Consider the following 22,780-nt stretch of genomic DNA (forward strand, 5'->3'; position numbering starts at 1 on the left):
TTTCATAAAATCGAATGCATAGGGGCATTTTTTGTCATTGTGGTGATGGCTTTAGAACGATACCGTTAAGGCATCAGCGTAACGACAGAGATATTTACCATGAAAATCATTGCCTTCGGTGCCAGCAACAGCTCAACCTCCATCAATAAGGCCCTGGCTACTTACACCGCCGGCCTGGTGCCCGGCGCCGAGGTCAAGGTATTGGACATTCGCGACTACGACGTGCCCATGTTCAGCCAGGATCTGGAAAAGGAAATCGGCCAGGCCGAAGGCGCCAAGCAGTTCCTGGCAGACCTTGCCCAGGCGGACGCTTTTGTTATCTCCTACGCCGAGCACAACGGCCACTATCCGGCGGCCTACAAGAACCTTTTTGACTGGGCCACCCGCATCGAGCGCAATCTGTTCAATGAAAAGCCCGCCCTGTACCTGGCCACCTCCCCAGGCCCAGGTGGCGCCAAGTCGGTGCTGGCGGCCGCCCAAACCTCGGCCCCCTTCTTTGGCGGCAACGTCAAAGCGGCGGTGTCGGTACCGAGCTTCTTCGACAACTTCGACCTGGCCAGCGGCCAGGTAACCAACGCCGAAATTGATGCCCAGCTGAAAGCCGCGGTGGCCAAACTCAGCGCCTGAGTCGCGTTGCCGCTTGATGATGAAAAAACCACCTCCCAGAGGTGGTTTTTTCTTGGCTGGCCTTGTGTAGACTAGCGGCCCTGATTGAGAGGGGAGCCCCATGGCCCAGTTTGACGTTGTGATCATTGGCGCCGGTGCCGCCGGTTTGATGTGCGCCGCCCAGGCCGGTTACCGGGGCCGCAAGGTGCTGGTGGTGGATCACGCCAAACAGGCCGGCAAGAAAATCCTCATCAGTGGCGGCGGGCGCTGCAACTTCACCAACCTTTATGCCAGCCCGGCCAACTACCTGTGCCGCAACCCTCACTTCGTCAAATCGGCCCTGGCCCGCTTTACCCAGCACGACTTTATCGAGCTGGTGGAGCGCCACGGCGTGGCCTACCACGAAAAGACCCTGGGCCAGCTGTTTTGCGACGATTCGGCCAAAGACATAGTGCAGCTGCTGCTCACCGAGTGCGACTGGGCCGGCGCCAAGGTGCAGATCAAATGCCAGGTCAGCCAGATTGAAAAGACCGCCGCTGGCTTTAGCCTCAAGGTCAATGGCGAGGCGGTGACTTGCCAAAGCCTGGTGGTGGCCTGCGGTGGGTTGTCCATGCCCAAGCTCTGCGCCACCCCTTTGGGCTACCAGATAGCCGAGCAGTTCGGCCTGCCCATATTGCCCACCCGCGCCGGGCTGGTGCCCTTTACCCTCGACAAACCGGATTTGGATAAATTCGCCGAGCTGGCCGGGGTGTCTCTGCCCGTCAGCGCCCACAGCGAAGACGGCACTGCTTTCAAAGAAGCGCTGCTCTTTACCCACCGAGGCTTGTCCGGCCCGGCCATTTTACAGATCTCCAGCTTCTGGCAGCCAGGCCAGGACGTGACCCTTAACCTGCTGCCGGGGCTGGATATTGGCGACGCCCTTGGCAAGATGGCGGCCAAGCACCCCAACCAGGCGTTAAAAACCGCCCTGGCGCGGTTGCTGCCCAAGCGCCTTGTAGAGATATTGAGCGAACATGGCGCCATCGACGGCGAAATGCCACTAAAAGCCTTGGATGCCGGGCGCATGAAAAAGCTGGCCATGGCGCTGGGTGAATTTCGGGTTCACCCCAACGGCACCGAGGGTTATCGCACCGCCGAGGTGACTCTTGGAGGCCTGGATACCGATGCGTTGTCCTCCAAAACCATGGAGAGCAAACAGGTGCCGGGGCTCTATTTTATTGGTGAAGTGATGGACGTTACCGGCTGGTTGGGAGGCTACAACTTCCAGTGGGCCTGGAGCTCCGGCTGGGCCGCCGGCCAGGCGGTGTGAGGGTCAGCCGAGGTTTGGGCAAGGCGGCTTAGCATGGCGCCATTGGAGGTAACCATGACCCGGCGATTACTCCCCCTGCTGGCCTTATTGGCCCTGGCCGGTTGTTCGGCCAATAAACCCTGGATAGTGGATCTGGGCGGCACCTGCGATGTGGGGGCCAAGTACGATATCAAGGCGCCGCGCTTTGACGAGCTGGCCCAGCAACTGGCCCACGCCACCGGCTGTTTTATCGAGACCGATTTGGCGCAAACCGGCGCCGTTAAGCCCAATCCCGTCAAGGGTTACATGACCATCCGCCAGGCAGTAAAGGTGGCCATCAAAGGCACCGGCCTGAAGGTGGTGCGTGAAGACAAAGACCTTATCCAAGTTGCCAAAAAGCCCGCCTGAGCGGGCTTTTTTAATGGCCGAAGTGGCGCCTGGCGAGATTGACCAACACCGCCCCCAGAAAGACCCCAAAGGCACCGATGATCCCACTGAGCGTCGGTGGCGCCGGCAGTGGCAATTTCAGCCAGGTGAAAAAGGCCCCGGCAGAGAGCCCGGCGCAAAGTGCCAGCAGATATTGCATCACGCCTCCTCAGAGCCCGGCCAAAAAGCCGTTCAGCTGGGCGCCGATAAAGCTCAGGGTGGCGTCGTCGCTGAGCTTGCCGTCCTTGACCTTCTGGTGGACAAAGGTGATGGCCATTTCCGGCATGGGCGGCAGCACGCAGAGCATGGAGGAGAGCGTCTCGCGCAGCTGGTACTGGGCTCGTACCCCGCCCAGGCCACCTTCGGACTGGGTGACAAAAAACACCGGCTTACCGGCCATGGGGCTGGCTTTAAAGGGGCGGGACAACCAGTCCAGGCTGTTTTTGAGCACGCCGGGGATGCCGTGGTTGTACTCGGGTACCGCCAGCAACACCGCGTCGGCGTTGGCCGCCATGGATCTGGCTTGCTTGACGCTGTCCGGCAGCTGGCCAGCTTCCAGGTCCTGGTTGTAATAGGGCAGGGCGCCAATATCCAGCAGCTTGAAGGTGCTGCCGGCTGGCAGCATGTCGCTAAGGCTCGCCAGTACAGCGTGGGAATAGGACTGGCCGCGCAGGCTGCCGGCAATACCAAGGATATTCAGGGGTTTCATAAGGGCCTCGACATTATCGCGTTGACGCCTTGTATTTTCGCTATATAAAGAACTTAATCTGTCGTGTAACGGCCAACTGCCATTGAGTTCCTGCCATGTCGCTTTTTAGCGCCCAGACCCTGTCTCACCAAAAAGGCCACGAGATAAGCCTGCACAGCCACCCTCAGGGGCAGCTGACTCTGGTGCTGGGCGGCACGGCCAATATCCATAACGACCAAGGCTGGTGGCTGGCCACCGCCGGCAGCGCGGTGTGGGTGCCGCCCGGTGTACGCCACTGCGCCAGTTACCAGGAGCAGGCCGATATCATCAACCTGCTGCTGGACGTCGAAGTGGGCGATAAAGCCCCCGGTGATTGTTGCCTGGTGATGGTGTCGGCGCTGCTGCGGGAGCTGGCCAGAGAAGCCAGCCGGCTGGAGAAAAATGACGATGCCCAGGGGCCCATTCGGGCGCTGGTACTTCGCCAGTTGCAGGGCCATGCCGTACAAACCGAGCTTTATGTGCCACAGGGGGAAGATAAAAGATTGCGGGCGGTTACCGGCTGGCTGCGCAGCCACCCCGGCAGCACCGACGAGCTGGCGGCCCTTGCCGAGCGCGCCTTTACCAGCCCACGCACCCTGGCGCGGCTCTTTGAAAAGGAAACCGGCATGAGCTTTAGCCGCTGGCGCGAGCGATTGCGCATCGTGGTGGCCATAGACCGGCTGGTGTCAGGCCAAAGCATCATCACCATCGCCCTGGATCTGGGCTACCAAAGTGCCAGCGCCTTTACCGCCGTCTTTACCCGGGTGATGGGCATGCCGCCCCGCAAATACCTGGCCCGGCTGCAACAACCGGGCCTTTAGCCGCTAAAGCCAGGGGCGCTCGCCTAGGTAGTGCTGCTCAAAGGCGGCGATGTCGGCGGCCCGCTGCAAGGTAACGCCGATGGCGTCCTGGCCGGCCAGGATGGCGGCTTTACGAAGGCCGTCAATATCAAAGGCGATGTCGGCCATGCCATCGGCGCTGATGCGCTGGGCGCCGAGGTTGATGGTCAGGCGGTTATGCCGGGGCTGGCTGACCCGCGCCAGCAGCGCCGCTATCTCTGGCTCAGGCAACTCGATAAGCAGCAGGCCGTTACGCTGGCAGTTATCGAAGAAGATGCCGGCAAAACTGCTGCCGATAATGGCGCGGATCCCCAGCTGCATCAGCCCCCACACCGCGTGTTCGCGGCTCGAACCACAGCCGAAGTTGGGCCCCACTACTAAAAACGCGGCCTGCTGCCAGGGCGCCTGGTTGAGGATAAAGTCCGGATTGGGCTGGCCATGCAAAAAGCGCTGGTCGAAGAACACCCCCTTATCCAGGCCGCTGCGGTCTATGCCTTTTAAGAATTGCTTGGGCATGATCACGTCGGTGTCGACATTGGCGGCGCCATAGGGGGCGGCGATACCGGTTTCAACGTCAAAAGGGCGCATCAGACTGACTCCTTCATCAGGGTACGAACATCCACCAGGGCGCCGGTAACCGCGGCGGCGGCCACCATGGCTGGGCTCATCAGGTGGGTGCGGGCACCCGCTCCCTGGCGGCCTTCAAAGTTGCGGTTGGTGCTGGAGGCGCAGCGGTCCCCAGGGCCCAGCACGTCATCGTTCATGGCCAGGCACATGGAGCAGCCCGACTGTCGCCACTCAAAACCGGCTTCCATCAGGGTCTGGGCCAGCCCTTCGGCTTCGGCCTGGCGGCGCACCGCGCTGGAGCCCGGTACCACCAGCGCCCGCACTCCTTTGGCTACTTTACGGCCCTTGGCAACCTGGGCCGCCAGGCGCAAGTCTTCAATGCGGGCATTGGTACAGGAGCCGATAAAAGCGTGGCTGATGGCAAGGCCGCTCAAGGCCTGGGCCGGGCTCAGCGCCATGTAGTCCAGGGCGCGGCGATGTTGCGCGCTGGCGTCGCTAGGCACGGCGCCGCCAATGGTGGTGGCCTGGTCCGGGCTGGTTCCCCAGCTCACCATGGGCGCCAGGGCGCCTACGTCCAGCGCCACTTCCTGGTCAAAGTGGGCGCCAGGGTCCGAGTAGAGCTGCTGCCACTGGGCCAGGGCTTGGTCCCACAGCTCGCCTTTGGGGGCGCGGGGTTTGTCTTTGAGGTAGGCAAAGACCTTCTCGTCAGGGGCCATAAAAGCGCCCCTGGCACCGGCTTCCACCGCCATATTGCAGATGGTCATCCGCCCTTCGACACTGATGTCCTCAAGAGTGGTGCCTGCAAATTCAATGGCATAGCCGGTAGCGCCGTCGGCCCCGATTTTGGCAACCAGGGCCATGATGATGTCTTTGGCGCTAACCCAGGGGCCAAGGGCGCCGCTCAGCGTCACCCTCATGGTTTTCAGCCGTTTGTAAACCAGGGTCTGGGTGGCCAGCAGGTGCTCAATCTGGGAGGTGCCGATACCGAAACCAAAGGCCCCCAGGGCGCCATAGGTGGTGGTGTGGCTGTCGCCGGCGGCTACCACCATACCGGGCAGAATAAAGCCCAGCTCAGGCGCCACTACGTGCTCTATGCCTTGGTGCGCATCGAGGATATCCAGGTGTTCGAGCCCGAAATCGCGGCAGTTTTCGGCCAGATAGCTGATTTGCCGCGCCGCCTGGCTGTCGGTGACCAGGGCGATGCGGTCAGGGGTGGTGGGGTTGACGTGGTCTACCACCGTCAGCTGCGCCTGGGGCCTTGCCACCTTGCGCCCGGCTTGGCGCAGGCCGCTGAAGGCCTGGGGGCTGGTGTATTCATTCAGCACCTGGCGGTCGATGTAGAGCAGCACATGGCCGTCGTCATCCAGGCGGGCAATGGTGTGACTGTCGATATGCTTGTGGTAAAGGGTCTTGGCCATGGCGCGGGCTCCGGTTGGCAGTGTCCCTTCAGGCTATTGCATACGCTGGAGCCTAAAAATGCGCCTTATGTGACAGTGAAAAACACGATTCGTGAATGATTAGCCAGCAAAATACTGCTGCAAGAACTCCACGGCGCAGCGCAGCTTGGCAGAATGGCTGAGCCGGGTGGGGTAAATGGCCCAGACATTGGCGCTCTGGCTGTAGCCAGGCAGCAGCTGCACCAGTTCGCCACTGGCCAGGTAAGGCGCTAAATCCCAGCTGGAGCGCAGCGCTATGCCTTTGCCGGCCAGGGCCCATTGCAGGATGATCTCGCCGTTGTTGGAAGACAAGGCGCCGCTGATTTTCACATCCTTGCGGCCGCTGCTGCTGTCGAGTTGCCAGTGGCCAAAGGAGACGTTGCGCTCCTTGAGTACCAGGCACTGGTGGTTGGCGAGGTCGGCCAGTTTTTGCGGGGTGCCGTAGCGGGCAAGGTAAGCGGGGGCAGCCACCAGCAGCCGCTGGTTGGCCAGCAATTGCTTGCTGATGTAGCGCTCCGGCAGGTCGTCGCCGACCCGGATCTCCAAGTCAAAGCCTTCGCTGACCAGATCCACATGGCGGTCAAACACGTCGAGGCGCACTTCCAGCTCCGGGTATTGGCTTTGCAAGGCCGCCAGGGCCGGGGCCAGGTGCTGGCGGCCAAAGCCGAAACTGGCGCAGATATGCAGGCTGCCACGGGGGGAAAGCCGGTTTTGGTTGAGCTGGTCCAGGAGGCTGTCCATGTCGTCCAGCACTTGCAGCGCCGAGCGTTGCAGCCGCTCGCCGTCTTCGGTCAGCGCTACCACCCGGGTGGTGCGGTGCAACAAACGGCAGCCCAGGGTCTTTTCCAGCAAGCTGATGCGTTTGCTGACATAGGCCGGAGATTGGCCCAGCTCGTCGGCCGCGGCCACAAAACTGCCCTTGCGTACCACCACCAGGAACACCCGCAGATCGTCCGGTAGCGGGTATTGTTGACGAACCGTGTTCATTGCTGTTCCTTTAGTGCGCTTTATGGCCAAAGTGTCTGTATATAGGATGGCGGATATCAGAGGCAAGCGAGTAGCCCCCATGTTTGCAGGATTTGAAAAGAAACGGCTGGAAGTTAACGGCGTTGAAATTGCCTTTCGCATCGGCGGCAGCGGCCCGGCCCTGCTGCTGCTCCACGGCCACCCCCAGACCTCCGCCATCTGGCACAAGGTCGCGCCCACCCTGGCCCGGCATTTCACGGTGGTGGCGGCCGACCTTCGCGGCTACGGCGACAGCGCCAAGCCCGAGGACGACCCACAGCACCTTAACTATTCCAAGCGGGAAATGGCCAACGACATGGCCGAGCTGATGGCCGCCCTTGGCTTTGCCCGCTTTAAGGTGCTGGCCCACGACCGCGGCGCGCGGGTGGCGCACCGGCTGGCGGTAGACCACGCCGCGCGGGTCGAGAAAATGGTGCTGCTGGATATCGCCCCAACCCTCGCCATGTACCGGGGCACCAGCGAAGCCTTTGCCCGGGCCTACTGGCACTGGTTCTTTTTGATTCGCCCCCAGCCGCTGCCGGAGATGCTGATTGAGGCCAATCCAGCCCAATATCTGAAGTCGGTGATGGGTGCCCGCAGCGCCGGCATGGCGCCGTTTAGCCCCGAGGCTCTGGCCGAATACGAGCGCTGCCTGGCGCTGCCCGGCACAGCCAGGGGCATTTGTGGCGACTATCGCGCCAGCGCCGGCATCGACTTGCTACACGACCAAGCCGACATTGACGCCGGGGTGAAACTGGCCTGCCCCACTTTGGTGTTGTGGGGCGCCGAGGGCGCCATCGAGCAGTGTTTTGACGCCCTCGGTGAGTGGCAAAAGGTGGCACTGGATGTCAACGGCAAGGCGCTTGCCTGCGGCCATTACATCGCCGAGGAAGCGCCCGAGTTGTTGCTGGCCGAGGCCCTGGGCTTTTTGCGCTAGGCCAGCACCCGCACTTCGGCGTCAACACCGCTGCCCAGGGTGATAACGGGCACCAGCAGCGGCTGCTCGCTGCCGATAAGCCGGGCCAGGATCAGTTGCAGGTCCAGCATCGAATCGGTCAGGGACTCGGTAGCCAGCAGGCCCATCAGCACGTTTTGGCACTCAAGCCAGCCCTTGACGGCTTGCTGGATATCCCGGTTCAGGGCGTCCAGGGCCGCCAGCAGTTCCTCGGGCTGGTCTTTGAGGGTCGCCACCGCCGTTTTTAACTGGGCCAGATAGCCGGGCAGGGCCGCCAGCTGGTCAAGGTGCTTGATGGCGCCGCGAATGCGCCGGGCCTTGTTGGCCTCACGGCCCTGGTTGGTGGACTCGTTGAACTGGCTGACCACCCCATCCACCTTGGTATCAAAGGTGCGCAGCACGGTCAGGGCGTCGCTCTGGCTGTTGCCCACCGTCATCTTCATCAGCTTGGCTAAATCCGGCTTCTGGTTAATTCGCTCCAGCACCACCTTGGCGCCGGTTGCCAGCCATTGCTGGGCGCTGGCACCTAGCAGGGTGTGCAGCTGCTGGGGGCTGAGCTGGGTGGTGCATTGCACCGCCGAGCGCTTGCTGCCGGTGGGCAGCACCACCTGGCTGTACCACTGGTAGGCACTTTGGTAGGCGCTGGCTGCCAGCAGTGGTGGCTGGGTGGTGGTCAGGGGCGAAAGCAGCTGTTTGAATTCCTTCTGGCTCATGCCTTTGTCGTCCACAAAGCTAAAACTCAGCCCCAGTTGCGGCAAGGTGCCGTCACTCAAGGCGCGAGCCAGATCGTAGGTGCACAGGAAGCCGGCGCTGCGCGATTCGCCCCAGAAGCTGGAGCTGTCGGTTTGGGCTATCTCGCTGGTGGCCAGCAACAGATCGCCATTGGCCGCCACCTTGACGGTGCTGATGTCGTTAAAGGCGCGCTGTTGACTGAGTTCAAAGCCAAACAGCTGGCAGGTTACCCCCAGCTTGCGGCTGTGCTGGTGGCGGGCCATCAGCCAGCCTTGTGGGGTGCTGATAAGCCCCTGCTGGTTGGCGGCCGCCAGCTCGTCAAGGTCCAGCCCCTGGCCGGCCAGCAGCTTGCGGTAAAGGGCGCTGCCCGCCGGTGAGCCGGCATCCAGCAGGGTAAAGGCCAGCATCGCCTCTTGTTCCTGGTCTTCGCCGGCTTCGGCCAAAAAGGCGATACCCACCTTCATACGGGCGCTTTGGCCCAGGGCGTCGCTCACCTTCTTGCGAAAGGCCTGGTAATCGTTAAGCCAGTGATACACCCCTTGCACCAGTGGCGCCGTGGTGGTGTTGATGCCGCCAGCCAGGGCCGCCAGCGCGTCTTTGGAGCGGGCCAGCTGCTGCTGGGCCTCGTCAATGGCAGCGCCGCCCTTGCTGCTGGCCCATTGGTTGATGGCCTCGGTCAGTTTGCCGTAGAGCTGGTCGATACCGCCGCTGAGGCTGTCTTGCAGCTGGGCGGTGAGGTTTGCCGGCAGCTTCAAACTGGCGCCGAGCTTGGCGGCCAGGCTCTGGCTCTGGGCCAGGGTGTTGGCATCTTGCTGGTAGGGGGCAAGTTGCGCGTCCATCAGGGCGCTGACTTTATCGCTCAACAGGGTTTTCACCGGGCCCAGGTTCTCGTTCTGGCCGGTCAGGTACTGGCTGATGGCGCTGACGGTGGCCTGAAGGTTGTCACCGGCGGCCGAAGTGAGCTCGTCCCCCAGCCATTGGCACAGCTTGTCGCCGGGCTTTTTCCATTCTTCCAGCACGGCGCCAAGGCTGGTGGCCTGGCTGTCTAGGGGCGCCAGCAGTTGGTCTGTCCATTGCGCCAAACCGTCGATGGCGATGTCGGCCCCCAAGGAGAGGCTGTGTTGCTGGCTGTTCTTGTGCTGGCGATAAAGGCTCAGGGCCAGCTGCGCCGGTTGCCCCTTGACCCCTTTGACAACCAGCCGGAACTGGCCGTCAAACTGGCCGGTAAAGCCGATGGCGCCGCTCAGGCTCACCCCGGCCGACACCGTGCTGCCCAGCTGATAACTCTTGCCGGCCTGCACCTTAAAATGCACCCCAAGGCTGTGGCTGCGCAGCAGGCTAAGCCCCTCAAGGCGCGCGCCGGTGCTGGGCAGCGCCAGGGCGGCGGCCAGAGCTTTGGCATCCAACAGTTTAAAGGGCTGGGCGCCCTGGCTGCTCACCAGCGCCCACAAGTCGCTTTGCTGGGGCGCCGAGCAGGCCACCTGATAATCCACCTTGAGGCTGCTGTCGATGCCGCCGCTGAGCACGCCGGCGTCGCCTTCGGCGTTGACGGCGAGGCTCGCCTGGAGCTGGCTTATCACCAGGCGCCGGTCGGCACTGGTGGCAAAATGCGGGTAGTCGGCGGCTTCATCTGCCTGCACCACATCCAGCAGGGCCTTTGCGCCGGCGTCAAAGCCAAGGGCGCTGCCGCCGGGGCTGGCTTTGGCCAACTGGTACCCAAAATCCTGGTTAACCTCCCCCAGCGGCGAGCAAAGGGCCACCAAAAAGTCGGTGTTGATGCCGTTGGCGGCCAGCTTGTCTTTAACGGATGAGGGTAGGCCCTTTGCCAGCAGGGCGCGCAGGCTGTCGCTGTTAAGGTCGGGGCCCAGCTCGGCGAGTAGCTCATCGAGCTGGTTAAAGGCGGCAAAGACGGACATTCGAACTCCTTTTCCTGGTGAGGTTGGCCGCCTTATTGGTAGTTCACCTTTAGCGAATGTACAAGTCAGCCTGTAAAGCCGGCCAGGACCAGCTTGCCGATGGTGGCGTTGCTTTCGATAAGTGCATGGGCCTTTTTAAGGTTTGCGGCACTGATGGTACCCAAAACCTCGGCCAGGGTGGTCTTCAACTGGCCTTTATCCACCATGGCGGCCACCTGGGTCAGCAGCTGGTGCTGCCGTTCTATGTCGTCGGTGCCGAACATGGGGCGGGTAAACATCAGTTCCCAGTGCAGCGACAGGCTTTTGCGCTTGAGCTTGCGCACGTCAATCAGCTCGGGGTCGTCAATAAGCGCCAGCTTACCCTGGGGTTTGAGGGCCTCGATGATGGCGTCGAAGTGATGGTCGGTCTGGTTAAGGCTCACCACAAAATCCACCTGCTCGAAGCCGGCGGCTTGCAGGGCTTGGTCCAGGGGCTGGCGGTGGTCGATAACGGCGTCGGCCCCCAGCGACAACACCCACTCTTGGCTTTGCGGCCGCGAGGCGGTGCCAATCACGGTGAGCCCGGTAAGGGTCTTGGCCAGCTGCACCAAAATCGAGCCCACGCCGCCGGCCGCGCCTACCACCAGCAGGGTCTTGCCCAGGGTGTCGCGCTTATCTAGCTCCAGGCGGTCAAACAGCAGCTCCCAGGCGGTAATGGCGGTCAGGGGCATGGCTGCGGCTTCGCCGTCACCAAGATTTTGGGGGGCGAGGGCGGCAATGCGCTCGTCCACCAGCTGAAACTCGGCATTGGAGCCGGGGCGGGTGATGTCGCCTGCGTACCAGACCCGGTCGCCGGCTTTAAAGCGCGTGACCTGGCTACCGATGGCATCGACCACGCCCACGGCGTCAAAACCGAGGATGCGCGGCTCGCCGGGCTTTGGCTGCGCGCCGGCGCGCACTTTTATGTCCACCGGGTTAACCGACACGGCGCTGACGGCCACCCGAATATCGTGGGGGCCGGGGGCGGGCATTGGCAGCTCCATCTCTTGCAGGGCGTTGGCATCGCTGATGGGCAGGCTTTGGGTAAAGGCAATGGCTTTCATGGGGTCGGTTCCTGTGGCGGTAAGTGGCCCCAGCATGCCTAAGGGGTTTTTCTTAAAAAAGCGGGTAAACTCGGTAACAGTTTCGCCTGGAATTTGAAAATCATGGTGCGATTGGACGACCTGCAAGTGCTGGTACTGGCCGCCGAGCAAGGCAGCTTGTCGGCGGCAGCCCGGGAGTTGGACATCACCCCGGCGGTGGCCAGCGCCGCCGTCAAACGGCTGGAAGATGCCCTTGGCCTGCGGCTTTTAGTGCGCTCTACCCGCAGCCTGCGGCCCACCCCGGAGGGCTCCCATTATCTGGTGCATGCCAAGGCGGCCCTGGCGGCCTTGCAGCAAGGCCAGCAAGAGCTGAGCCGCGGCCGCCAACAGGTGGCGGGGGAATTAACCCTGTCTATGCCCTCCGATCTGGGCCGCAACCTGCTGCTGGGCTGGCTCGATGCCTTTATGGCCCGCCACCCGGCCCTGCAACTGCGGCTCAGGGTCAGCGACCGCATCAGCGACTTGTTTCGCCAACCGGTAGATGTGGCGCTGCGTTACGGTGTGCCGGAAGACTCCAGCCTGGTGGCGCTGCCTTTGGATACCAGCAATAAGCGCCTGCTGGTGGCCTCGCCGGCCTACATTGCCCGCCATGGCGCCCCCCAGAGCCCGGCCGAGCTCAAAGATCACAACTGCCTGCGCTTTGTGCTGGGAGACAGAGTCTACGAGCAATGGCTGTTTGGCAGCGACAAGGTCAAGGTCAGCGGCAACAGGGTCAGTGACGACGCCGATTGCGTGCGCCGCTGGGCCATCAGCGGCCAGGGCATCGCCTATAAATCGGCCCTGGATGTCAGCGCCGACATCGCCGCCGGCCGCCTCAAGCCCTTGCTGGAAGGCTGGCCCACCGAGCCGACCCCCCTTTACCTGGTATGCCCGCACCGGCTCTCCATCACCCCGGCGGTGGTGGCTTTGAAGGACTTTTTGAGCCAGCAGATTAAGCAGTACCGGCCATAAAAAAGCCCCGCATCAGCGGGGCTTTGCATTACTTCACCACCCCCATCTGGGTCAGGAGGGTGAGGTTGTCCTCGATATGCCAGTTCTCTTTGATAACGCCATCCGCCACCCGGTAGATATCGGTAGCAATAAAATCAATGGCTTGGCCTTTACCCTGCACCCCGTTGAACTGGCCGGTGAAATGGCCGGTAAAGTGAAGGTGCGCCACCACCCGGTCTGCCACCACCAGCATCTGCTCGACGGTGCAGTTTAGGTCTGGCACCGCCTGGCGAAACCCTTGCGAGGCGGCCAAGGGCCCGGCTATGCCCTGCGCCCGGTGTGGGGGCAGGGTACGGTCCATAAAATCAGGGGCCAGGGCTTTAAGGGCCAAGGTTTTGTCGCCGGTGGCCCAGAAGGTGTCGTAGCGGCGGGCCGCCAGCACTGCCGCGTCTGCCACCGCTTTGGGCAGGCTGCTGTCCACCATCAGTTGCTGTGGCTTGACCAGCTCTTCGGCAGCCAGGGTCCCAGAGGAGAGAGCCCAGGCGGCAAGCGCTGCCAGCGCCACGGCTTTACCGGCCATGATGGGCGCCCTCGGGGGTGCCGGTACCCAGGGCCGGATAATCGGTGTAACCCCTGGCGTCGCCGCCAAACAGCGTGCTGGGATCTGTTACCTCGGCCAGGGGCTGGCCTTGCTGGAGCCGGGCTGGCAAGTCGGGGTTGGCGATGAACTTGCGGCCAAAGGCCACCAGATCCACCAAGCCGCTTTCTATCAAGGCGGCGCCAGACTCGGCGCTGTAGTTACCGGCCACGATCACCGGGCCACTGAAGGCGGCGCGAAAGGCGTGGCGAAAATCTTCAGAGACGGTGGGAGCGTCGTCCCAGTCGGCTTCTGCCAGGTGCATGTAGGCGATGCCCAGCTTGTCGAAGGCGTGGCCTAGGGCCAGGATGGCGTCGATAGCCTCTGGGTCGTCCATGCCCCTTTGGGTGATAAAGGGCGCCAGGCGGATGGCGGTGCGCTCCGGGCCTATGGCGCCGCTGATGGCTTCAACCACTTCCCGGGCAAAGCGGATGCGGTTTTCCAGGGGGCCACCGTATTGGTCCTGGCGGTGGTTGGAGGTGCGCCGCAGGAACTGGTCCACCAGATAGCCGTTGCCGCCGTGTACCTCGACGCCGTCAAAGCCGGCCTCTATTGCATTCAAAGCGGCCTGGCGGTAATCGGCCACCACCTGCGCCACCTCATCGGTACCAAGGGCCCGAGGCTCGGGGCAGTCCAGCATCCGGCCCTCGCCATCTTCCCCCACTATCCACACCTGGGATTGCGGCGCGATAGCCGAGGGCGCCACCGGCTTGCCGTCCGGGTGCAGCGAACCGTGTGACATCCGCCCCACATGCCACAGCTGCAAGAAGATGCGGCCACCGGCCTCATGCACGGCGCGGGTAACCAGCTGCCAACCGGCAATTTGCGCCTGGCTGTAAATACCGGGAGTAAAGGAATAGCCCTTACCCTGGGGCGAGATTTGCGAGGCCTCGGTCACTATCAGCCCGGCGGAGGCCCGCTGGGCATAGTATTGGGCCATCAGGGCGGTGGGAATGTCCCCCGGTTGGGCCGAGCGGGCACGGGTCATGGGGGCCATGACAATACGGCTGGGCAGGTGCAACGCCCCTTTGTCGAGCGGTGTAAACAACGTGGATAGGCTCATGATGGGCTCCAAAAATGGTGTTGCCCACAGGCTAAGTTCTGTTGCTGGCCCGAACAATTGGCGCCAATATGAAATCAATCTTCAGAAAAGCTAAAGAGTATGGACAAGCTTGGCGATATGGACCTCTTCGTGAGGGTGGTAAAAAACAAGGGTTTGGCAGCGGCCGGCCGGGAGGTGGGCTTGTCCCCTGCCAGCATGAGCGCCCGCATCAAAGGCCTGGAAGACCGCTACGGGGTGCGGCTGCTGATCCGCTCCACCCGCCGCATTACCCTCACCGATGAGGGGCGGCGCTTTTTTGAAGACTGTGTGCGGGTGCTAGACGCCATCGACGAAACCGAGTCGCGGCTGGTGAGCGCCAGCCAGGCCCTGAGCGGCCAGCTGCGGGTGACCACCACCGCCGACCTTGGCCAGCAGCACATTGCGCCGCTGCTGGACCGCTTTCAGCAGCGCCACCCTGGGGTCAGCGTTTATCTGCACCTGGGGGATGGCCTGGTGAACATCATCGAAGACGGCTTTGATCTCGGTGTCCGCTATGGCCTGCCGGGCGACAGCCGTCTTATCAGCCGCCGCCTGGCCCGCAGCCGCCGGGTGTTGTGCGCGGCCCCGGCCTACCTGGCAACACAGGGCACTCCCCGCCACCCAGACGACCTTCGCCAGCATCGCTGCCTGGTGATGGTGCGTAGCGCCGAGCCCCTGGCCACCTGGCACTTCAACAGCCCTGGCGGCCCGGTGTCGGTACCCATCACCCCGGCGCGCCTGGCCAGCGACGGCGCCCTGGTGCGGCGCTGGGCCGTTGAAGGGGCCGGTATTGCCATGAAATCCTACTGGGACGTGGCCGCCGACCTCGCCGCTGGCCGCCTGGTAACGGTGCTGGACGACTGCGCCCTGGATTTTGAGAAAAAGGGCGTGGACGGCGGCGCCGATATCCAGCTGCTATATCCCAGCCGCGATTACCTGCCGCAGCGCAGCCGCCGCTTTATGGACGAGCTGGTGCACTATTTCGACGCCCTGCAAAAGGGCCAATAAAAAGCCCCGCATCAGCGGGGCTTTTTTATCAGTGGGCTTTTCTTCGCAGCCAGGCCGTGGCTGCCGCCAGTAGCAGCAGTGCCGGGGGCAGCGAGCCGCCACCGCCACCGCCGCCACCCTGGTTGCCGCTGGTGTCGGCGGCAACGGTCAGGGTAGCGGTAGCCGGGCTGCTGGTGCCCTGGCTGTCGGTGACCACCAGCTCAAACACCAGGCTCTGGCCGGCGCTGTCTGCCGGGACTGTGACGGTCAGGGTGGCGGTCTCTTCGCCGCTTAAGGTGGCGGCCGGGCCACTGGCTTGGTGCCAGGCGTAGCTCAGGGCGCCATCACCGTGGCTTTGGGCGCCAGAGAGGCTGAGGCTGGCACCGGCATTGGCGGCCAGGTTCAGGCTGGTCTGGCCGTTGATAAGGGCCTGGGCCGGCACTGTTACCGTAACTGCCGGGGCGCCAAGGCGGGCGCTTTGCTCGCCTTCGCTTACTGCCAATTGCCAGCTCAAGGCGCCGCTGGCGGTAACCTGGCTGCTGCCCAGCACCAGGGGCACCACGCGCTCTGCGCTGCCGGCAGCCTGGGTGAGGGTGGCGCTAAAGCCTTGCTCGGTGGCGGTCAGGGGCTGGCCATCAAGGCTCAGGGGCAGCAGGGCGCCAAGGCCGCTGCCATCGAGCTGATACTGCTTGGCGTCGCTGCCAGTGTTGGCTGGCAAAGTGAGCTGGTAGACGATGTCGTCCGGCGCCGTTACTGCGGCCACTTCAAGGCCAAGGCTTACCAGGGTCGGCGCGACGGTCAGGTCGAGCCGGGTGCTGGCCACGTCGTCGTCTTCACTGGCATCGCTGCTGGAGGCCAGTTTAACCAGGCCCAGCAGCAGGTCTCCTTCGCTGGCTTGGTTGAGCCAGTCAAGGGCTAGGCCGAACTGGCCGCCTGCCTCAATATCCACCACCTGGGCGGTGAAGGTCGGGGTGGTGTTGTCTTTGACCTGGGCCACTTGCAGGGTCACGGTGTCGGTGCCGCTGGCATCGCCGCCGGCAAAGTTGTTCACCGCCAGCCAGTAGCTGCCGGGTACCGGATCGATAATGTCGCACGACTCCAATGCCGCCTCGGTGGCGCTGGTGCAGTAGAGGTTGTAGGCCTCGCTGTAGTCAGGCTTGCCGTTGAGGTCGTAATCGGGGCCGATAAACAGATCCAAGTCCTGGGCGCTGGTTTTGGTGATGCGCACCACCAATCGCTTGGTGCTGGCGGTCACGGTCAGCGGCAGGACAAAGGTGCCGTCGGTGTCGGTTACCCACTGGTTACTGTACGGGGTCTCGGTAGGGGCCTTGAGGCTGAAGTCATAGCGGCTGGCCTTGGTCAGGCCGATGGCTTTGACCACCACATCGTCAGGGAACTGGGCCTGGAAGCCCGCCACCTTGGCGCTGCCGGCACTGCCGCCGTCACTCAGCACCAGCCCGGCAGGGCCGGTGCCTGACAGGAAGTGCACCGATACCGGCATTTTCAGCGGCTGCACGCCGTCATCCAGCTGCACCTGGCCAAACTGCCAGTAGCGGCTGTCGTTGCTGGTGCGGGTGGCGGTAAAGGTGAGGGTCTGGCTCTCGCCTTTTTGCAGGCTGAAACTGGCCGGGCTGACGCTCACTGTCATGGCGCCCAGTCGGTTGATGTAGCTGGCTTGCCAACTGCCGCTTTGGGCGGCGGTCACGGTGCGGGTCCACTGGCAGCTCACCACGCATTTGTCCTGGGTCAGGCTGGCCAGGTTAAGGGTGGTGGGGTCGCCGCCCTGGTCGGGGTCGGCCGCCAGGTAATTGGCCTTGGTTTCGTCCAGCAGCAAGCCGGCTTGGGCGGCAGCGGCTACCTGCACCATACCGGCGCCCATGTCGAAGAAGGTGGAGTCGGTCTTGGTGCCGTCGCCATCATCGTCGGTCCAGGTGTTGCTGTTGGCGGTGAGCATCAGCGCCGATTGCGCCTCGGCTGGGGTCCAGTCTGGGTGCAGGGCGGCCAGCAGCGCCAGGGAACCGGCCACATGGGGGCTGGCCATGGAGGTGCCGCTCATAAAGATAAACTCGGACTCGGCCGGGTTGGCGGTAAAGGGCTGCACGTCGGCATTGGCGGCAAAGATATCCACCCCGGGGGCGGCCACGTCCGGGCTCAGATAGCTGGCAAAAGGCGCCGAGGGGCCACGGGAGGAGAAGCTGCCGGCAATGTTGGCCACGCTTGAGTCCTGGGTGGGCTCGCCACCGGCGATGGTGGCCTGGTGGTCGCTGCCGGTAGCCAGCCAGTCCAGCACCAGCTGGCCGTCGGCGGCGCTGAGTTGGATGGCGGGCAGGACGTGGTAGTCGTTGGCGAGGTTATCGTCGCCTCCGGCCACGTTCACCAAAATCATGCCACCGGCGCCACCGGCCAGCACGTTGCTGCCTTTTTCCACCCGTGCAATTTCACCCCGGCGGCACAGCACTATCTGGCCGCTGAAAGTATTGGCGGCAAAGGGCGTCATACAGTAGCCGTCGCCGTAGTCGGCGGCGTCCACCACGGTCGCGCTCAAGCCCTTGGACACCCCGGTGCCGCTGATGGATGCCGGCATGGTGCTGCCGGAAAAGCCCGACAGGCTATTGGCGGTGTAGCCGCGGTCATGGGTATAGGCCGCAACGGTGGTTATCCAGGGCGCATTGCCGGGGGTGCCGACGGTGGCCGCTTCTGGGCCTGAGTTACCGGCCGAGGTGGCCACGTGGATACCGAAACTGCGGGCATTAAGGAAGGCTAGGGCATCGGCAGACTGCCAGGGGCTGTAACTGGAGCCGCCAATGGAGTAGTTCAGCACCTTGATGCCGTGCTCGATGGCATCTTCCACCGCCTGAGCGGCCAGATCGTTATAACAACCGGCCAGGGCGTCGTTGCCGGTACCGGGCAAACACACCTGGTAGGCGACGATATTGGCATGGGGCGCCACGCCGCTGATTTCAGGGAACTGGAAGCTGGCCTGCTCGCCCACGGCATTGATGGCGGTAACGTCATGCAGCACGTTACCGGCGACGGTGGAGGCGGTGTGGGAGCCGTGGCCGTTAAAATCCCAGCCTACCGTGACCTTGTCGCCAAGGTCCGGGTAGTCGGCGGACACATCCGGATACTGGGCGGTGATAGCAGAGTAGCTGACGATACCAATCAGCTTGTCGTTGCAGTAGCCAGGGTGGTCTACGCAATCGCCGATATAGTTGCCGGCGCCCCAGGGGTTGATGTGGTCGTAGCCGTCGCCGCCGATGTCGGCAAAGGCCGGGTTGCTGGCGTTGATGCCGGTATCGAGGATACCCACTATCACCCCCTCGCCCTGGCTGGCTACCTGGCCGGCCACCCCGGCCCACACTTGCTTGGCACCGATAAAGGCCGGGCCTGAGTCGGTGGTGATGTAGCGGATCTGCCGAGGCTCAACTTTTAGTACGTCTCCGCTTTTGGCAATGGCCACCGCCTCGTTGGGGGTCAGGTCGGCGGTAACGGCGTTAAGGCTGTAGCGGTAGCTCAGGATGCTGTTAAGGGGCCGGCCGACTCGGGCGGAGAGAGTGCTCATCACCGACTTTTGCTCGGCGGCCAGGTGCGACACATAGGCTTGGCTGCTGGCAGATTTGGCGTCGATGATGCCGCCTTTGTCCCGCTTGGCGCTGGCCGCCATGGCCAGAGACGGTTCCTTGAAATAGATAAAGTAGCGGTGCTTTTGCTGGCTGGCCGCCTGGGTCAAAGGCTTGGCTACAGCCACGCCGGGGCCGTCGTCTTCAGCGCTGTGGGCGCCGCTACTGACAGCCAGGCCAAACATCGCCAGCAGCAAGGAAGTTTTCTTCAGATTCATGGTGTTGTCCTGCATTTTTATGGCCGGCAGCGCGCTGCCGGCCTGTTGTTATCAACGGCGACGGCGAAGGCCGGCCAGGGCACAGAAGGTGAGCAGCAAGGCGCCGAAGCTACCGCCGCCTGAGCCACCCTCGCTGCCGGGCGCCGGGGTGTCGGCAACGGTCAGGGTCAGATCCAACGCGGTGGTGTTGGTGCCGTCGGAGACCATCACCGCCAGGGCGTGTTGGCCGCTGGCCAGGGTACCGCTCAGCAGGCCGGCGGCGCTCAAGCTAAGGCCTGAGGGCAGTTCGCTAGCGCTAAAGCGCAGGTTGTCGCCGTCGGCGTCGGTCATCAGGGTGGCCAGGTCCAGGCTGATGGCGCTGCCCGGGGTAAAGCTGAAGCTGGTGCTGGCGCCGTCGGCCAGGGCCGGCGGATTTTCGTTAACGTCGGTCACGTGAAGGGTGACCGGCACCTTGTCGCCCAGCATGTTTTCTCGCTGCACCTGCACATCGAAGGTAAGGGTGGGGCTCAGGGCAAAATCCAGGGCCGCCGGGTTGTTGACCCGGATCACGCCGGTGTCGTCGATACGGATCGGGTCACCGGGCAGGCTGGTCATCAGCGATACCTTGCCGGCTTGGTCGCCGTTGTAGTCGAGCAGCGGATCTTCAAAGAAGCCGTAGGCGTCCAGGGCTATCTGGCCAATCACGGTGTCGCTGGCGGTGTGCTCGGCCACCGAGAACTGCTGGCCTGCGCGTACCCGTGACACCGTGCTTTGCACGTCGCCCAGGCGAATTTGCGACCAGAGCCTGAAATCCCCCTCAAGACCCAGCAGCAAGAAGCCGTCGCCACAGGTATCAAAGGCGCAGTTGCCGTCACGCACCCCAGCCAGGGTGGCTGACTCCCCTGGCGCCAGGACGATTTGGTGTTGGTAGTTGGCCGGCAGATCCTCGGCGCTGGCGGGCTTCATCAGCACCACGTTGGCCAGGTTGGTTTGTTGCTCAACGTCGTTGCCAAACCAGTCGGTGACGGTAGTGGTGACCACCGGGCCCATATTGACCGGGTTGAACTGCAAGATGTGCTCGCTGGCGCCGGGCATCACGTCGCGGTCGGTGCCAACGATATAGCCCAGGTTGGCATTAAGGTCGTCAGGCACTATGCCCCAGGGAGCCATGTCTTCCAGGCAGTACTCGGCCACCATGTTGCGAGCGTCTGAGCCGAACAGCACCGGCAACTTGCTGACCCGGTAACGGGCGGTGGGGTTACTGGGGTCGAAGGCCAGGGTGAGGTCGTCGTAATAAGCGCGGGGAATGCCTTGGTCGTCGAAGTAGACCCAGCCGTTGATGATTTCATCGGCGTCGGTGCCCACGATCTGGTTGGCGGGCAGCTCGGCGTTGTCCTGGGTGAACTGGGCGTTATAGAGGCTGAAGGCAAAGGCAAAGCTGCCGCGGTCAAAGTAGCTGGCCAGGGCCACTTCATGGCGGTTGAAGGTGCTGACTGCCACGCTCAGTTTTTTGCCGCTGGTGCAGCGCTGGTCGTCAAAGACGCCACTGCCAATGGCCTGCATCACATGGCCCTCGGTCATGGTCAGGTTTTCTGGCGGCGCGGTGCGGTGGGCTACTGTGGCATAGGCCACGTAGGTTTGGGCATGGTCGGTGTTGTTGGTGAAGTTCTGGCTGAGTACCGCGTAGTTGTCGGGAAAGGTGGCTTCACCTATGGCCGACGGCGCCGGGTAGGCGTAGTCGGTATTACCGAAGGACTCGGTGTAGGTACTGAACTCCTTTTGAATGTCGCCTTTGGGGCGGGCGCGCAGCAGCCAGGCGAGGTTGAGGGTCGGCTGGTCGTCGCTGCTGAGGGTGAGGTAGCCGTCCATCTCGGTGGCGCGCCAGTCGCTGGCCTTGGCGTTGTCGCCGCTGACCATGGGCCAGGCCGGCAGTTTGGCGCCATCAATGGTTACCGACACCGGCACCAGCACCGCCCGGCCGGCTGGCACTGTGACGCTGGCCGGTAAACGCCAGGTCAGGGCTTGCTGGTCGGTGCCGGGCAGTGCGGTGGCGCTGAGCTGGTAGGTGACATCGGCACTGGAATCGTTACGCAGGTAGAGCTGGCGGCTTAAGGTGGTGGGATAAGGCCCCACGTCCTGCATGCCAAAGTTGATGCCGCTTAAGTAACTGCTGGCATCCCAGGCCACAACCGGGCTGGCCAAGGCCTTGGCCAGGTTTTCCACGCCGTGGCCAATCCAGGTCACTTCTGCCTGGCTTTGGCCGTCTGGGGTCAGTACCTGGTGGTCGGCGGTGTTGTCCAGCAGGGCACGAAGCTCGGTGGCGGCAAGGGCAGGGCGCTGGCTTTTCAGCACCGCTGCTGCTGCTGCGACCCGGGCGGCACCGTAAATACCCTGGGTGGGGCTGGTGGTGGTCGCGGTGGCGCCGCCGACCATGGCCCCTTCCACGGCCACGCTGTAACTCACTAGATCCGGCTTGATCTGGTCGGTATCACCCCGCACGGGGCCGTGTACCGAGGTGCTGTCGACCTTGAGGCTGTCATCCTCGCTATAGGCGCTGCCAACCGACATCACCGACGGCGGCGCGGCGTTATAGGGGGTGGCGTAGCGGGTGCCGATTTGCAGGTTGCCCTGGTCGGTGATCAGCAGCGCGCCGGCGGCGGCCTTTTGAATCTGGTCGACCCACAGGCCGTAGCTGTCGACCGACAACTCGTTACGTACATAGATGCCGTGCCCAGGCAGGGGCAGGTCTAACACGATGATATCGGCGCCATCGCTGGTATCGCCATCCTGGTTGGGGTCGCGGGCCCATTCCAGGGCGGCGGTCAGTTGGGCCAGGGACGGGCCGAAGCCAGCGTTGGCATTGATACCGTAAATTTTGGCCGCCATCAGTTCGGCGCCAGGGGCCTGTTCATGAACGATAGACGCCAGCAAGGTGCCCCGGCCGGTGGGAAAGGTGTTCTCGCCGTTGGCATCGGGCAGGGTCAGGTTTTGGTCTATGGGGTTGAGATCGGCGCCGTTGCCGGTGTCCGACACGAAATCGCGGCCGGCAACCACCACCTGGGTGGGGAAGCCGTCATAAGGGGCGTTGGCATTGGCCACGGCGTCGTTGTAGGCCGCTTCGGTGCCGGCGCCGCCCAGCAGGGCGTGGGTGTAGTCGATACCGGTGGAAAGAATCGCCACCCGCACCCCTTTGCCGTCATCGGCGCTGGGGGTGGCCAGCAGTGGCGGCGTTGCCTGGGCGGCAGCGCTCACTGTGCCGGCTATCCGGCCAAGCAGCAGGCTTGATGGCAGGCGCTCGCCGGCCGGGGCCAACCGGGCAATGCCGGGCAATTTGCTTACTTTGGCGGCCTGGGCCGGGGTCATTTGCAGGGTCAGGCTGTCATCCAGTTGCTGGCCGCTGGCGGTAACCTCGATGCTGGGGTCCAGTTGCGCCAGGGCGGCAGTCAGCTGCCGTTGGCTGGTGGTTATCTGGCGCAGGCGGCTGGCGCTGTCCATATCCTTGGGCAGGGTGGTGTCCAGGATGGCCAAATAGGTTTGGGTGTGGGCCGGGCTTTGAGCGGGGGCCGTGGGCCTGGTGACATTGGCGGATGCCGGGGCCAGGGTCAGGGCACCCAGTATGGCCAGGCAGCAGCGACTGAGGGCAAGGGAGCGGGACATGGTGGCTGTACTCTCTGTGTATGTCGTTAGTGTTTTGGTTTTGTTACGGCTTT

General features: G+C 63.3%; 18 protein-coding genes. 7 read left to right on the plus strand and 11 right to left on the minus strand.

All coding sequences use genetic code 11. The features are described from left to right. Positions 1-99 precede the first annotated feature (99 nt). The 3 genes from AC22G1_RS00320 (at position 100) to AC22G1_RS00330 (ending at position 2,302) form a co-directional block, all read left to right on the plus strand. Entirely contained in the window at positions 100-627 is a 528-nt protein-coding gene (locus AC22G1_RS00320) for an NADPH-dependent FMN reductase (protein WP_487315034.1), read from the plus strand. Positions 628-727: 100 nt separating this feature from the next. Further along, positions 728-1,915: a BaiN/RdsA family NAD(P)/FAD-dependent oxidoreductase gene (locus AC22G1_RS00325; protein ID WP_487315035.1), complete on the plus strand. Its 1,188-nt coding sequence runs from the start codon at positions 728-730 to the stop codon at positions 1,913-1,915. 54 nt (positions 1,916-1,969) lie between these two features. Then, entirely contained in the window at positions 1,970-2,302 is a 333-nt protein-coding gene (locus AC22G1_RS00330; protein ID WP_050659004.1) for a hypothetical protein, read from the plus strand. Positions 2,303-2,312: 10 nt separating this feature from the next. Here AC22G1_RS00330 and AC22G1_RS00335 read toward each other — a convergent pair whose 3' ends face one another. Further along, positions 2,313-2,480, minus strand: a complete 168-nt coding sequence (locus AC22G1_RS00335; RefSeq protein ID WP_083445856.1) for a XapX domain-containing protein — start codon at positions 2,478-2,480, stop codon at positions 2,313-2,315. A gap of 9 nt (positions 2,481-2,489) precedes the next feature. Then, positions 2,490-3,029 carry an NADPH-dependent FMN reductase gene (locus tag AC22G1_RS00340; protein WP_487315036.1) on the minus strand — a complete coding sequence of 180 codons (540 nt, stop codon included), beginning with the start codon at positions 3,027-3,029 and terminating at the stop codon, positions 2,490-2,492. 95 nt (positions 3,030-3,124) lie between these two features. On the opposite strand from AC22G1_RS00340, the gene AC22G1_RS00345 reads away from it, so the two are divergent. After that, positions 3,125-3,868, plus strand: a complete 744-nt coding sequence (locus tag AC22G1_RS00345; protein WP_487315037.1) for an AraC family transcriptional regulator — start codon at positions 3,125-3,127, stop codon at positions 3,866-3,868. 3 nt (positions 3,869-3,871) lie between these two features. Here the strand turns inward: AC22G1_RS00345 and leuD are convergent, their stop codons facing one another. The 3 genes from leuD to AC22G1_RS00360 all read right to left on the minus strand — a co-directional run bounded on the left by leuD (position 3,872) and on the right by AC22G1_RS00360 (position 6,876). Beyond that, a complete protein-coding gene (leuD, locus tag AC22G1_RS00350) occupies positions 3,872-4,474 on the minus strand; it encodes a 3-isopropylmalate dehydratase small subunit (protein ID WP_487315038.1) in 603 nt (200 codons plus the stop codon). Further along, on the minus strand, positions 4,474-5,871 hold the full coding sequence (leuC, locus tag AC22G1_RS00355; protein WP_487315039.1) for a 3-isopropylmalate dehydratase large subunit: 1,398 nt from the start codon (positions 5,869-5,871) through the stop codon (positions 4,474-4,476). The genes leuD and leuC overlap by 1 nt, the downstream gene beginning before the upstream one ends. 99 nt (positions 5,872-5,970) lie before the next feature. Beyond that, positions 5,971-6,876, minus strand: coding sequence for a LysR substrate-binding domain-containing protein (locus AC22G1_RS00360; RefSeq protein ID WP_487315040.1), 906 nt, complete (start codon positions 6,874-6,876; stop codon positions 5,971-5,973). A gap of 79 nt (positions 6,877-6,955) precedes the next feature. Here AC22G1_RS00360 and AC22G1_RS00365 point away from each other — a divergent pair, with 79 nt between their 5' ends. Further along, a complete protein-coding gene (locus AC22G1_RS00365) occupies positions 6,956-7,831 on the plus strand; it encodes an alpha/beta fold hydrolase (RefSeq protein WP_487315041.1) in 876 nt (291 codons plus the stop codon). Here the strand turns inward: AC22G1_RS00365 and AC22G1_RS00370 are convergent. Continuing rightward, the gene (locus tag AC22G1_RS00370) at positions 7,828-10,497 is read right to left on the minus strand and encodes a hypothetical protein (protein WP_487315042.1); all 2,670 of its coding nucleotides are present in this window, start codon (positions 10,495-10,497) and stop codon (positions 7,828-7,830) included. The two genes, AC22G1_RS00365 and AC22G1_RS00370, sit on opposite strands and share 4 nt — an antisense overlap. A 65-nt stretch (positions 10,498-10,562) precedes the next feature. Continuing rightward, entirely contained in the window at positions 10,563-11,579 is a 1,017-nt protein-coding gene (locus AC22G1_RS00375; protein WP_487315043.1) for a zinc-binding alcohol dehydrogenase family protein, read from the minus strand. 102 nt (positions 11,580-11,681) lie between these two features. Between AC22G1_RS00375 and AC22G1_RS00380 the strand changes: the two genes are divergently transcribed. Further along, positions 11,682-12,569, plus strand: a complete 888-nt coding sequence (locus tag AC22G1_RS00380; RefSeq protein WP_487315044.1) for a LysR family transcriptional regulator — start codon at positions 11,682-11,684, stop codon at positions 12,567-12,569. Between the two features lie 28 nt (positions 12,570-12,597). Here the strand turns inward: AC22G1_RS00380 and AC22G1_RS00385 are convergent, their stop codons facing one another. Together AC22G1_RS00385 and AC22G1_RS00390 are read right to left on the minus strand one after the other, a co-directional pair. Beyond that, positions 12,598-13,128: an ester cyclase gene (locus tag AC22G1_RS00385; RefSeq protein ID WP_487315045.1), complete on the minus strand. Its 531-nt coding sequence runs from the start codon at positions 13,126-13,128 to the stop codon at positions 12,598-12,600. Then, on the minus strand, positions 13,118-14,248 hold the full coding sequence (locus AC22G1_RS00390) for an alkene reductase (protein ID WP_487315046.1): 1,131 nt from the start codon (positions 14,246-14,248) through the stop codon (positions 13,118-13,120). Before AC22G1_RS00390 ends, AC22G1_RS00385 begins: the two co-directional genes overlap by 11 nt. A gap of 99 nt (positions 14,249-14,347) precedes the next feature. Here AC22G1_RS00390 and AC22G1_RS00395 point away from each other — a divergent pair, with 99 nt between their 5' ends. Then, positions 14,348-15,274, plus strand: a complete 927-nt coding sequence (locus AC22G1_RS00395; protein ID WP_008482402.1) for a LysR family transcriptional regulator — start codon at positions 14,348-14,350, stop codon at positions 15,272-15,274. Positions 15,275-15,302: 28 nt separating this feature from the next. Here AC22G1_RS00395 and AC22G1_RS00400 read toward each other — a convergent pair whose 3' ends face one another. Next, positions 15,303-19,091 carry a S8 family peptidase gene (locus AC22G1_RS00400; RefSeq protein WP_487315047.1) on the minus strand — a complete coding sequence of 1,263 codons (3,789 nt, stop codon included), beginning with the start codon at positions 19,089-19,091 and terminating at the stop codon, positions 15,303-15,305. Between the two features lie 51 nt (positions 19,092-19,142). Next, on the minus strand, positions 19,143-22,727 hold the full coding sequence (locus tag AC22G1_RS00405) for a S8 family serine peptidase (RefSeq protein ID WP_487315048.1): 3,585 nt from the start codon (positions 22,725-22,727) through the stop codon (positions 19,143-19,145). Positions 22,728-22,780 lie beyond the last annotated feature (53 nt).

This window comes from Gallaecimonas zhanjiangensis (assembly GCF_057624825.1).